At 63.6% G+C, this 12,129-nt stretch carries 13 protein-coding genes; 4 read left to right on the forward strand and 9 right to left on the reverse strand.

The window, feature by feature from the left end; all coding sequences use genetic code 11:
• Nucleotides 1-157 precede the first annotated feature (157 nt).
• From QN219_RS01700 to QN219_RS01710, 3 genes are all read right to left on the reverse strand, one after another.
• Complete coding sequence (locus tag QN219_RS01700; RefSeq protein WP_283997461.1) at nucleotides 158-409, reverse strand: exodeoxyribonuclease VII small subunit; 252 nt, start codon at nucleotides 407-409, stop codon at nucleotides 158-160.
• A 3-nt stretch (nucleotides 410-412) separates the two neighbouring features.
• Nucleotides 413-1,342 carry a histone deacetylase family protein gene (locus QN219_RS01705; protein WP_283997463.1) on the reverse strand — a complete coding sequence of 310 codons (930 nt, stop codon included), beginning with the start codon at nucleotides 1,340-1,342 and terminating at the stop codon, nucleotides 413-415.
• 62 nt (nucleotides 1,343-1,404) lie between these two features.
• Nucleotides 1,405-2,373 (reverse strand): zinc-dependent alcohol dehydrogenase family protein, encoded by a 969-nt coding sequence (locus QN219_RS01710; RefSeq protein ID WP_283997466.1) that lies wholly within the window; start codon nucleotides 2,371-2,373, stop codon nucleotides 1,405-1,407.
• 14 nt (nucleotides 2,374-2,387) lie between these two features.
• On the opposite strand from QN219_RS01710, the gene QN219_RS01715 reads away from it, so the two are divergent.
• On the forward strand, nucleotides 2,388-2,789 hold the full coding sequence (locus QN219_RS01715; RefSeq protein ID WP_283997467.1) for a thioesterase family protein: 402 nt from the start codon (nucleotides 2,388-2,390) through the stop codon (nucleotides 2,787-2,789).
• On the opposite strand, the gene QN219_RS01720 is transcribed toward QN219_RS01715, so the two are convergent.
• Genes QN219_RS01720 through QN219_RS01740 form a run of 5 tightly spaced genes read right to left on the reverse strand, consistent with a single transcriptional unit; the run spans nucleotide 2,777 to nucleotide 7,333 of the window.
• Nucleotides 2,777-3,970 (reverse strand): thiolase family protein, encoded by a 1,194-nt coding sequence (locus QN219_RS01720; protein WP_283997470.1) that lies wholly within the window; start codon nucleotides 3,968-3,970, stop codon nucleotides 2,777-2,779. The genes QN219_RS01715 and QN219_RS01720 overlap by 13 nt on opposite strands.
• Nucleotides 3,954-5,453: a class I adenylate-forming enzyme family protein gene (locus QN219_RS01725; RefSeq protein ID WP_283997472.1), complete on the reverse strand. Its 1,500-nt coding sequence runs from the start codon at nucleotides 5,451-5,453 to the stop codon at nucleotides 3,954-3,956. The genes QN219_RS01720 and QN219_RS01725 overlap by 17 nt, the downstream gene beginning before the upstream one ends.
• A 4-nt stretch (nucleotides 5,454-5,457) precedes the next feature.
• Nucleotides 5,458-6,021, reverse strand: a complete 564-nt coding sequence (locus QN219_RS01730) for a biotin transporter BioY (RefSeq protein WP_283997474.1) — start codon at nucleotides 6,019-6,021, stop codon at nucleotides 5,458-5,460.
• Between the two features lie 32 nt (nucleotides 6,022-6,053).
• Nucleotides 6,054-6,659, reverse strand: a complete 606-nt coding sequence (locus tag QN219_RS01735) for a CbiQ family ECF transporter T component (protein WP_283997476.1) — start codon at nucleotides 6,657-6,659, stop codon at nucleotides 6,054-6,056.
• Nucleotides 6,653-7,333, reverse strand: a complete 681-nt coding sequence (locus QN219_RS01740; protein WP_283997477.1) for an energy-coupling factor ABC transporter ATP-binding protein — start codon at nucleotides 7,331-7,333, stop codon at nucleotides 6,653-6,655. The genes QN219_RS01735 and QN219_RS01740 overlap by 7 nt, the downstream gene beginning before the upstream one ends.
• Nucleotides 7,334-7,453: 120 nt before the next feature.
• On the opposite strand from QN219_RS01740, the gene QN219_RS01745 reads away from it, so the two are divergent.
• From QN219_RS01745 to QN219_RS01755, 3 genes are all read left to right on the forward strand, one after another.
• Nucleotides 7,454-8,653 (forward strand): winged helix-turn-helix domain-containing protein, encoded by a 1,200-nt coding sequence (locus tag QN219_RS01745; protein ID WP_283997478.1) that lies wholly within the window; start codon nucleotides 7,454-7,456, stop codon nucleotides 8,651-8,653.
• Nucleotides 8,654-8,727: 74 nt separating this feature from the next.
• Nucleotides 8,728-10,143, forward strand: coding sequence for a metalloprotease TldD (gene tldD, locus QN219_RS01750; protein WP_283997479.1), 1,416 nt, complete (start codon nucleotides 8,728-8,730; stop codon nucleotides 10,141-10,143).
• Nucleotides 10,144-10,192: 49 nt separating this feature from the next.
• Complete coding sequence (locus QN219_RS01755; RefSeq protein ID WP_283997480.1) at nucleotides 10,193-10,696, forward strand: GNAT family N-acetyltransferase; 504 nt, start codon at nucleotides 10,193-10,195, stop codon at nucleotides 10,694-10,696.
• Between the two features lie 148 nt (nucleotides 10,697-10,844).
• On the opposite strand, the gene QN219_RS01760 is transcribed toward QN219_RS01755, so the two are convergent.
• On the reverse strand, nucleotides 10,845-12,095 hold the full coding sequence (locus QN219_RS01760; protein ID WP_283997482.1) for a D-alanyl-D-alanine carboxypeptidase family protein: 1,251 nt from the start codon (nucleotides 12,093-12,095) through the stop codon (nucleotides 10,845-10,847).
• Nucleotides 12,096-12,129: the final 34 nt, after the last annotated feature.

Consider the following 12,129-nt stretch of genomic DNA (forward strand, 5'->3'; position numbering starts at 1 on the left):
CCGGTCCGGTAGCAACAATCGGGAGACGCAGCGTTTCGCGATCCTGTGGCGTTTCTCACAGGTCGAAACGCCACAGGAGCAGCTTAGCCCGCTTGCGAGGGAGAAGGTGGCCGGCTGGCCGGACGAGGGCAGCAAACCGGCAACGTCTCGTTGTTCACTATTCGGCGTCGAGCGGTTCCACGCCCTGCGGCTTGCCGGCGCGGTCGAGGCGGATTTTCTCGATGCGGTCCTCGGCGGCCTTCAAGAGCATCTCGCAATGCTTCTTCAGCGCCTCGCCGCGTTCATAGATCTCGATCGACTTGTCGAGCGCGACGTCGCCGCGTTCAAGCGCCGAGACGATACGCTCCAGCTCTTCGACGGCCTGCTCGAAGGAGAGGGTGGAAACGTCCTGTTGCGCGGTGGTGGTCATCAATTACCCTCTCATCAATCTCAGAGTATGCATACCCGCCGATTCGGCGAGCCCCTGCAGGTCATAGCCGCCCTCGAGCAGGCTGACGACACGGTTGCCGGCGCTTCTGCCGGCGATTTCCATGAGGCGACCGGTTGCCCAGTCGAAATCCTCCGCCACAAGGTTGATCTGAGCCAGCGGATCTCGGTGATGGGCATCGAAGCCGGCGGAAATCAGCACGAAGTCGGGACGGAAATCATCAAGTGCATTCAGTACCCGTGTCCGGAACGCGTCGCGGAAATGCTCGCTGCCGCTGTTCGGCGAGAGTGGGGCGTTGACGATGTTGTGCTTTATGCCCGTCTCGTCCTTCGCGCCGGTGCCGGGATAGAGCGGCATCTGATGGGTCGAGCAGAAGAGCACCGACGGGTCGTCCCAGAAAATGTCCTGCGTACCATTGCCGTGGTGGACGTCCCAATCGACGATCGCGATGCGCTCGGCCCCATGTGCCTTCTGCGCATGACGGGCGGCGATCGCGACCGTGTTGAAGAAGCAGAAACCCATCGCCTTGTTCTTCTCCGCGTGGTGTCCCGGCGGGCGCGCGGCGACGAAGGCGTTGTCCGCCTCGCCGGCGAAAACGGCATCGACCGCCGCGACGGCACCGCCAATAGCGGTCAGCGCCGCGACAAGGCTCTGCGGGCTCGCGTATGTGTCAGCCTCGAGCTGGTTTATGTCCTCCTCGGGAATCTCCCTGACGATCGACCTCAGGTGCTGTTCCGGATGGGCGAGCAGGACGAGGTCCTCGCTGCCCTTGGACGCCTCGACCCGTTTAAGTTCGGCAAAATTCGGATGGTCGAGCGCAAGGTTCAGCGCCCTCAGCCGGTCCGGCCGCTCGGGATGCCCCTCGGGAACCTTGTGCTCCAGAAAGACCGGGTTTTCGTAGAGAAACGTGGTCATGCCGGAAAACTAGTGCGTGAACTGCCAGAGGTCCATGGTGCAGATCGTGAAAGTGCCGATTTTCAACAACGCGGATCCAGCAGGATCTTGCCGGCGCGGAGCGGGTTCGCTTGGTACGCCAGCGCTTCGGCGAGACGGCTCAGGGGATAGGTGGCGGCGATCGGGCTCGCAAATAACCCGTCGCGCAAACCCGCAAAGCTTCGCGCAAAGGCCGCTTCGAGTGCATCGCGGCCGACCGAATGCACCCAGGTTCTAAGCCACAGGAAGGCGAAACGGACGTCGGGGCGGCCACTGATTGCCGATTGCGGCACCGGCACGCCGCCTAGAGCGCCGTACTGCAGGAAGATCCCGCCGGATTGGACGGAACGCGTGATCAGTTCGCCCGCCAAGGTCCCGCCGACGGCATCGAGCACGGCGTCGAAAGCGAGCCGTGGCGGAAGGCTGTTGCCGTCTGCGACAACGATCCGGTGCACATCGCCGAGGCGGCTCACGCTCTTTTCGCTTCGGACGATGGCGGTTGTCGTCAGGTCTTCGAGAGCGAGCAGACGCAGCAGCATTCCGCCAATCGCGGAGCCCGCCGCGGTGACACCGACGCTGCGGCCCTTGAGAGAGCCGAAATGTTCCTGCAACTGCTCGACGAGCCGCAATGCCGTAAGCGGGTTGACGTAGCTTGTGGCAGCCTGTGCGTCGTCGATGTCGTCCGGGACGGAAAAGCACCATTCGGCCGGGCGGACGAGAAACTGCTGCCACAGACCGCTTGCGCCGATGGGGATGACCCGATCTCCCGGTTGCAGACCTTGTGCGCCAGCCCCGACGCGGCTGATTACCCCGACGCCCTCGAAACCGGGAACGAAGGGCAGGACCGTGCGTGCGCTGTAGGCGCCGGTGACGGGGATCAGGTCCGAGGGGTTGATGGCCGAAAGCGACACGGCGATCTCGACTTCCCCGGTTCCCGGCGTGGCACGATCGACATCTACGAGCGCGATGACTTGTCCGGGATCGCCAAACTGTCTAACCAAGGAAGAACGCATCGTGAGGGCCTCGCATGGACGGCACGCAACGGGAAAATGTTACGGAAATCCGCATTCCGTTTCGCGATATAGACATGCACGGCCATATGCACAATGCGGCCTATTACGCGCATGCCGAGGCCGCCTTGTCCGGCCTCTGGCGCCATCGGCCGACCGTCAGGAACGAGCCCGCCTATCTCGTGCGCCGATCGGCCTGCCTCTTTCATCGTGGCCTGCGCTATGACGAACCCGCCCGTTTCATCGTCAACGTCTCGAAGATCGGCGGCAGTTCAGTGAGTTTTGCGGTACGTGTCGAGGCTGGCGGCCAGCTCGTCGCCGAGGTCGAGATCGTCTGGGTGGCGGTTGATCCCGCTCGCCATGCGCCTGTGCCCCTGCCTGCCGCCACACGCGAATGGCTGACCGGCTATCTCGTCTGATCCAGCCGAAGGCTACGGAAGTGAGCAACGACGCCCATGCCGCCGCCGATCCCCATCATTGCCAGGCCCTCGGCTTCGGAGGGGGCCGCAAGCATCTGCGAAAACAGCCGGACGATGAGGATTGCCCCCGACGCGCCGTAGGGATGTCCGAGCGCAATCGCGCCGCCGTCGCGATTGACGCGGGCCGGCGCGATATCGAGCTGGTCGAGACTGCCCAGAACCTGTGAGGCGAAAGCCTCGTTGAATTCGATGAACTCGATGTCGTCGAGGTCGAGCGCCGGGTTGCGCGCACGAAGCTTCGCCATCGCCGGGACGGGTCCGAGCCCGAGCAGGCCAGGATGCACGCCCGCCGCCGTCGCGTCGACGAATTCCAGGGCAAATGGAACCCCAAGCCGGCGTGCCTCGGCGAGGTTCGTCAGCAGTACCATGGCAGCTCCGTCATTGATCGGGCAGGCATTGCCGGCGGTCACGGTGCCGTCTTTGACGAAAACCGGCTTCAGCCGGGCAAGCGTCTCGGCGGCTGCGTTTGCCCGGGGGCATTCATCGCTGGAGACGAGACCCGTCGGCGTTGACACCGGCACGATCTCGCGCTGGAACCTGCCGGCCGCCGCGGCCGCGACGGCGCGTCGGTGGCTTTCCAGCGCGAACCGGTCCTGCCTTTCGCGGGAGATGCCGCAGGCGGTGGCGACATTCTCGGCAGCGACGCCCATATCCGGGTCGCCGATGGAATCGGGCGCCATCCGCGCGCGCTTCACTGGCTGCAGCTCCTCGTCGGGTACAAGCGGCGGGCGAAGGCGGATATGGGCGCGGCTGGCGCTTTCGCTGCCGCCGGCAAGATAGAACCGTCCTGCGCCGGCCTGAATTTGCCGCGCTGCGAGTGTAACGGCTTCCAGCCCCGAGCCGCATTGCCGGTCGACCGTCACGCCCGGAATGGCGACGGGCAGGCCGGCTTCGAGCGCGGCAAGTCGCGCGAGGTTGCCGGCGCTGTTGGCGGCATTGCCAATGAGCACGTCGTCTATTTCATCGCCGTCGATGCCCATGTCCGTGATGATCCGGGCAATCAGCGGCGCGGCAAGCGTGGCCGGCTCAATTTTGCCCAGACTGCCGTTCACGCGGCCGATCGGCGTCCGCAGGGCGGCGATGATGACGGGTATGCGTGCCGGATCAGACGAGGCGTTCAAGGGCACCGTTCCCCTCCGCGATCCATTGCCGGAGCTCCTTGGTGGCAATCTTGCCGGAGGCCGTCATCGGCATGTCACGGCAGAGCCAGATCTTGCGCGGATGCTTGTAGCGCGGCAGGGCGGCATCAAGATGGCGCTGCAGCGCCCTATGGTCGAATGCATCTCCGCGCGGCTGGACGACCGCCGCGAGCTCGGCGCCGAGGTCGGGGTGATCGAGACCCAGGACCGAGACGGCGCGGACTTCGCCGGCAGCCATGATCGCGGCCTCGACCTCGGACGGATAAATGTTGTTACCACCGGAAAGCACCATGCCGCCGGCGCGGCCGATGAGGTGCAGCGTGCCGTCGGGATCAAGGAAGCCGAGATCGCCGACCGTTGCGAGATTGCCGTTCCGGGAAAAGCCCACGCCGTCGCCGCCAGCAATATAGCCATCGGAGATGAGCGCGCTTTCGACGAAGATCGTACCGATCTCTCCCGCGGGAAGATCGTTTCCCGTCTCATCAAGGATCGCGAGACGAACGCCGGGGAACGCCTTGCCGACCGCAGTCGGGGCGAGACTGTCTGACGCATCGGCGACGCTGATGAAGCCCAGTTCGGAAGCGCCGTAATATTCGATCATCCGTGACTCGGGAAAGGCAAGGCTCGCCGCCTTCCGGTCCGCAGGCGTGAGCTTGGCTCCGGCAACGGTGATCGCTTCGACGGAGGGCAGTGTGGTGCCCTCTGCCTGTTCGCAGAGCCGTCGCAGCATTGTCGGCACCAGCACGAGCCGCTTGACCTTCCCGGCTGAGATGGTCGCCATTGCGTGCCGTGGGTCGAAATGCCGGGCACCGACGAATTCCGCGCCTGCCTTCAGAGTTTCCGCAAGCGCGTAAAGCGTCAGTCCATGCGCGAGCGGACCGGGCGCATAGGTCGTCGTCTCCGCTCCGACGTCAAAAAAGTATCGCCCTGTTTCGAGGCTGAGACGCCAGGAGCGGCGATCGCGGATGATCGCCTTCGGCTCTCCCGTGGTGCCGGACGTGAAAACGATGAGGAAAGGTTCGCCGTCTTTGCCAACAGGAATGGGGCGGAAGCCCTCGGTCGCAGTCTCGAAGAGCGCGGTTTCGCCAGTCGCCGGCCGTTCGAGCCGCAGCGCATCGCCCTCCGTATGAATGACGATATCGGGCCGCAATTGCTCTACCATTCGCCGGCGCGTGGCCGTTGGCAGATGCGGATCGATGAGCGCGGCGCAATTGCCGCCTGCGGTCGCGGCGACGAAGGCGGCGGGAAAGAGCGGGTGGTTGCCGCTTTGAATTGCGATCAGTCGCGCCCGATCTGACAGAATACTTCCACCCGCCCTGGCGGGCACCCATTGTTCAATCAAGCCGAGAATGCTGCTTGCGTCGGCGGCAAGTTGTCCGAAAGTAAAAATCCGGCCTTCGATGCGGAAGGCGGGATCGTGCGGGCGGCTCACCGCATGACGCATGATTGCTTCGGCGAGCGGCATCGCTTCAGGCGCGGGCCGGCAGCAGCGGATAGCCGGCGTAGACGGCGCGGGCGGCGAGCGTGGCGATCGCGGCTTTCAGCAGATCGCCCGGGATAAAGATGAGCGAGCCTGTCGCCGCGGTAAGAAGCGGTGTTCCAGAAACGGCAGACAGCCACGGCACGCCGATCGCGTAGAGGACGACAATGCCGCCGATGACCGAAGCGAGGAAGAACCCGACGAACTGGCGGATTTCCCGCTGGCCTTCATGAACGAAACGTTCGGCGACGAGGCCGGTGACAAACGCCGCGACCGCCCAGCCGAGGATGAAGCCGCCAGAGGGGCCGGCCAGAACAGCCAGGCCGCCGCGCCCGCCGGAAAGCACAGGCAGGCCAATGGCGACGAGGAGGACGAACAGCAGGAAGGCGAGCGCACCGCGCTTCGCGCCGATGATGCAGCCGGCAAGCATCACGCCCATCGATTGCGCCGTGATTGGAACAGGGATGAAGCCGAGCGTGATCGGCGGAATGAGGCCGAGTACCACAACGATCGCGGCAAAGAGCGCGATGAGGACGAGATCTCTGGTGTTCATACGGTCTTACCCTTTTATTAGAAAGCGCGAATTCATTGCCGGCGAAATCCGCGAGCGTCAATGGCTGCGGCAATCGTATCCGCATCTTTGAGCGTCAGGATGATGAGCGGCCCGATAATCGTCAGTGGCCGTATCGGCAGCCCGCGCGCGCGATGCGCCTCGCGGATTGCCTCGTATCGGGCGAAGATATCAGGAACGAAACGCAGTACGAGGCCGAGCGCAAGGCTGACGTCGGCAGCACGCAGTAGGCCAAGGCGCTCGAACGGCTTCACGAGGAAAGTGACCTCGTCCATGAAGGCGCCGATTGTCGTCGTCGCGGTAACCGCGGCGGCGAAAAGCACGAGCGCCATCAGCCGCAGCAGCAGCGCGGCGACCTCGGCGACAGGAAGAAGGAAAAGGTTGATAGCGGCCAGGACGAGTATGGTGAAGAAAAGGAAACCGATTCGCGCGAGAGCCTGGCGGAACGTCAGGCCGAGCGAGAAGTAGAGCCACCCGCAGAGCAGGAAGGCGGGTGCAAGCAGATAGAGCGATTGCGTCGCGAAGAGCGCGAGGCTGAGAACCAGAAGAGCAAGAAGCTTCGCCCGCACCGGCAGGCGGTGAAACCAGCTTCTGCCCTCCACATAGAGGCTTGTCAGCATCCCGCCACCTCGTGATAGCGCTTGATCGTTTCGGCGGGCGGCCCGTCGGCAAGCAGCCGTCCCTCGTGGAAGAGCAACAGCCTCTCGACGCCTTCGACGAGCTCGAGGTCATGGGTGATGACGACCGTGTCCTCGTCGAGTGCGTCGATCGTGTTGGCGACCATGCGGCGGTTGCGGAGGTCGAGCTGGTTGGTTGGTTCGTCGAGGATCAGGATCTTCGGACCGGTGACGACGACGCTGGCCATGGCGACGAGCTGCGTTTCCCCGCCCGAAAGCTCATGTACACGGCGCCTCGCAAGGTGGGTCACTCCGAACCGCGTCAGCGCCGCCTCGGTCCGCGCGGCGATCTCCTGTGCAGGCAGGCCGCGATTCTTCAACCCGAATGCGATATCGTCCGAGACGATCGGCATGATCAACTGGTGCTGCGGATTCTGGAAGATGAAGCCTGCCTCGGCGAGGACGGCCCTGTCGTCCTTGACCGTATCGAGCCCGTTGACCGTTACCCGGCCTTTGCTCGGCTTGACGAGCCCGTTGATCAGCCGCGCGAAGGTGGTCTTGCCGGAGCCGTTGAGGCCGATAATGCCGATCCGTCGTTCGTCGAGAGCGAGTGTCAGAGGATGAAGCGCGACCCGTTCGCCGAAGCTGACCGAGCAATCGGTAAAGCGAATATCCAAGCCTTGTCCCTCGCAGTTTGCGTGGTGGCTCTATAGGGCAAGTCGATCGGGAAGGGCAATGCAGCCGGCCATTCGCACAACCGTATTTGAAAAATGGGAATAAAAGCCTACTCTCCTGCTATGACGATTCGCCTCTCCAATCGCGATGCCCGGCGCATCTTCCTCGCGAAACAGGGCCTCACCGCCGCGCCGCATCGCGCGCTCGGCAAGGACGGGCTGCTGAAACTCATTAGCGATCTCGGCTTCGTCCAGGTTGACAGCATCGCAACGGTCGAGCGGGCCCATCACCAGATTCTCTTTTCGCGCAACCAGACCTACCGCCGCGAACATCTGACCGAGTTGCTGGAGAAGGATGGCGAGCTTTTCGAGCACTGGACTCATGATGCCTCGATCATTCCGAGCACCTTTTTTGTCTACTGGAAACATCGCTTCAAATGGGAGAGCGAAACGCTGCGCGAGCGCTGGCGCAAATGGCGGGGCGAGGGGTTCGACGACGGCTGCGACGAGACTTACGAACGGATCGTCAACAACGGTGCGGTGATGGCCCGCGATCTCAAGGCGGACAGTCACGAATCCGGCGGCTGGTGGAACTGGCACCCGTCGAAGACGGCGCTCGAGGTGCTCTGGCGCCAAGGCAAGCTGGCGATTGCCCGGCGGGAGAACTTCCAGAAAGTTTACGACCTCACGGAACGCGTCATTCCCCCGCATCACTATCAGGGGGAGGTGAGCCACGAGGAATTCGTCGACTGGGCTTGCCGCAGCGCTCTCGACCGGCTGGGCTTCGCGACCCATGGAGAAATCGCCGCCTTCTGGGACCTGGTGTCGCCGGATGAGGCGAAAGCCTGGGTTGCCGCACATCGGGACGAGCTTTGCGACGTTCTGGTCGAATCCGCCAATGGCGGTAAGCCGCGCCCGTCCTATGCCTTCTCCGGCTTCCCCGACGACTTCGGCGACATCACCGAGCCGCCGGCACGCATCCGCGTTCTCAGCCCTTTCGATCCCTTGCTGCGTGATCGCAATCGAACGGAGCGACTTTTCGGCTTCTTTTATCGAATCGAAGTTTTTGTGCCGGAGGCGAAGCGCGAATACGGCTACTACGTCTTTCCGTTAATTGAAGGTGATCGGCTGATCGGCCGCATCGATATGAAAGCAGACCGAAAGCTTGGACGACTCGATGTCCGCCGCCTCTGGCTGGAGCCGGGCGTCAGGGCCTCTTCGGGCCGCATGGAAAAGCTTGCTGCCGAGCTTGACCGCATCGCTCGCTTTACCGGCGTCGAAGAGGTCAAGCTTCTCGACGGCTGGAATGCTTCCGTTTCCTGAAAATTTCCTTGGCTTGCGGCCCTGTGCTTCCTAAATGGAGGCTCAGGACCTTGAACCAGCGGGAGCGGACGACCATGAACACCGATCTGATAAGCCTCTTCGATGCGGACGAGGCGACGGTCCGTAAGGTTCTGTCCGAGACGCTTGCTGGCGCCGACGACGGCGAGCTCTTTCTCGAGCATGCGCAAGCCGAGGTCCTTTCGTTCGACAACGGCCGCCTCAAGGGTGGCAGCTTCAACACCGACCAGGGCTTCGGCCTGCGCGCCGTGGCGGGTGAATCGGTCGGCTACGCGCATGCCGGCGAACTGTCGCTTGCTGCCCTGCGCAGGGCCGCCGACGCCGTCGGTCAGGTGACGCGCGGCTATGCCGGTTCCTATGCCGCAGCCCCCCAGCGCACCAACAAGAAGCTCTACGGCGACGAGAACCCGATCGGCGAACCGACCTTCGAGGCCAAGGTTGCCTTGCTGCAGGAGGTCGACGCCTATCTGCGCGCCAGGGATCCCAAGGTGCGGCAGGTGACCGCCTCGATCTCCGCCAGTTGGCAGGTGGTCAATATCCTGCGTTCCGACGGTCACCGCGTCCATGACGTGAGACCGATGACCCGCATCAACATCTCGGTCGTCGTCGGCGATGGCGACCGGCAGGAAACCGGATCGTTCGGCATCGGCGGACGGCGCGGGTTCGGCGACTTCGTCACGGAAGAGAACTGGAAGCGCGGCGCCGACGAAGCGTTGCGGCAGGCGCTCGTCAACCTCGAAGCCATCGATGCTCCGGCGGGCACGATGGACGTCGTGCTCGCCTCCGGCTGGCCCGGCGTGATGCTGCATGAAGCGGTCGGTCACGGGCTCGAGGGCGATTTCAACCGCAAGAAGACGTCAGCTTTCGCGGGCCTCCTCGGCGAGCAGGTGGCCGCAAAGGGGGTCACCGTTGTCGATGACGGCACGATCGAGGCGCGGCGCGGTTCTATTTCAGTCGACGATGAGGGCACTCCGTCCGGCTACAACGTCCTGATCGAGGACGGGAAATTGGTCGGCTATATGCAGGACCGGCAGAATGCACGGCTGATGGGCATGGAGCCCACCGGAAATGGCCGCCGGCAGGGCTACGCACATGTCCCGATGCCCCGCATGACCAACACTTACATGCTTTCCGGCGATCGCACGCCAGAGGAGATCATCGCTTCGGTTAAGAAGGGCGTCTACGCCGTCTCCTTTGGCGGCGGCCAGGTGGACATCACCTCCGGCAAGTTCGTGTTCGGCTGCACCGAAGCCTATCTGATCGAGAACGGCAAGGTCGGTGCGCCCGTCAAGGGGGCGATGCTGATCGGCAATGGACCGGACGCGATGAAGCGGGTGACGATGGTCGGCAACGACAGCAAGCTCGATACCGGCATCGGCAATTGCGGCAAGGCCGGCCAGTGGGTGCCGGTCGGTGTTGGCCAACCGCATCTCAGAATGGATCAGATCACCGTCGGCGGCACGCAGGCATAAGGCCCACGACCGACTGAGCGGAGCCGAGGTCCGTGGAGGGAAGGGTGCCATGACGGGAGCGGTGGAAATCCGGCGCTTTGCAACGGCGGATGAGCAGGGTGTCATCGACGTCATTTTGCCGATCCAGCGCGAGGAATTCGGCATTGCCATCACCATCGACGATCAACCGGATCTTCGCTCGATCGCCGACTTCTATCAAAGCGGGAACGGAGATTTCGGGGTTACCACCATCGGCGACCGGATCGTCGGTACCCTTGGTCTCAGGGATATCGGCGGTTCTCAAGCGGCGCTCCGCAAGATGTTCGTCGCTCCCGATTTCCGTGGCCGCGGTCATGGCGTGGCAGCGCGGCTGCTCGAGAGACAGCTTGCCCATGCCGAGCAGCGGAAAATCGCGGCTGTCTTTCTCGGCACGAGCGACAAGTTCCTTGCCGCGCATCGTTTCTACGAGAAGAACGGGTTTGCCGAGATCAGCAAGGATGACCTGTCGATTGGCTTTCCGGTCATGGGCGTCGACACCAGATTCTATGTTCGACGGCTTGCGCCCGCCGTGTAGCTTGCGGCGCGGGAAAATCTCCTTGCTGCATGTTTCCTTGAATCGTAATCGATTGGCCAAAGGAAAAACATGCAGCAAATTCAAAGTGCTACAGCGTTCCTTGTGCGGCTGACAAGACGCGCGGCGCTGTAGAAGCACGCGGGACAAACTAACCCCGGTCGGGAAGCAGCCTGCAATCGTAGGATCGCTTCTTGAGAATCGTGCAGGCCGAAGTGGCCGCCTCGCGGCTGGCGAAGCCGATAAAGCGCGCGCGATAGCGCCTGGCGCTGCCGTCGCCCGAAACTTCCGTATGAGGCGAGGCGCCGAGCAGCGCCGCGCCGCCGGCGGACTGTGCTTCGACCAGGATCTTCCTGGCGCCTTCCGCGGTTGTGGCCGTGGAAATCTGAATCTGCCAATATCCGCTGTCGCTTAGTGTTGCTACGCCGCCATCGACGGCAGCAGGGCGATCGGACGGCATCGCCGTTTCGGTGGATGCCGCAACGATCGGCGCGGGAGCGGTTTCGCGCGTTCGCACCGTATCGGCGTAGGACAGCCGGACACCGGGCAACCCCGCTATGTCGAAGATGCCGCGCGAAGTGGTTGCGGCGATCAAACGGCCGCCGGGGGATCCCGTCCTGCCCAAATGCTGATCGAGCAGGGAAGCCATCTTGTCGTCCCGGCCTCTCGCCGACCGCCCGCCGAGCACCACGCCGACGATGCGGCGATTGCCATCTCTTACGGCGCTCACGATGTTGTAGCCGGACGCATTGGTGTAGCCGGTCTTGATCCCGTCCATGCCCGAGTAGCGATACATCAGATTGTTGTGGCCGCGGACTGTGCGGCCGCGAAAGGTGAACCCCTGGGCCGCGAACATTCGATACTCCCCCGGGAAATCTCTCATGAGTGCGATGGCGAGCCGCGCCATGTCGCGCGCTGTCGTGACTTGCTCGCGTGCCGGCAGACCGGAGGCGTTGACGAAATACGTGCGGGTCATGCCCAGGCGACGCGCTTTTGCGTTCATCATCTGCGCAAAGCCGGCCTCCGACCCGCCGAGCGCTTCGGCGACCGCCGCCGCCGCATCGTTGGCCGAGCGGACGATCATGCCGTTGACGGCCTCCTGAACGGTGATCGTGTCGCCGGCCCTGACGCCGAGCTTCGTCGGCGGTTTGCGCGCGGCCGTTGGCGACATCACCAACCTGGTGTTCCAGCCGATCTGACCCCGATGCAACGCCTCGAAGGTCAAATAGAGCGTCATCATCTTCGTTAACGACGCGGGATGGTTGAGCGTGTCGGCATTCTCGGCAGCAAGAATTCTGCCTGTCCGCGCGTCAAGAACGAGGGACGCGCTACCCGCCACCGCTTGCGCGGTGCTGAGCACAAAAGCGGCGACCGCCGCCAGGGCAAATCGGAAGCTCTTCATCGGATCCCCCCTCACCAAAAGCACGATCGTTAGC

The sequence above is a fragment of the Sinorhizobium sp. 8-89 genome (assembly GCF_030124325.1).
Lineage (GTDB): Bacteria > Pseudomonadota > Alphaproteobacteria > Rhizobiales > Rhizobiaceae > Sinorhizobium.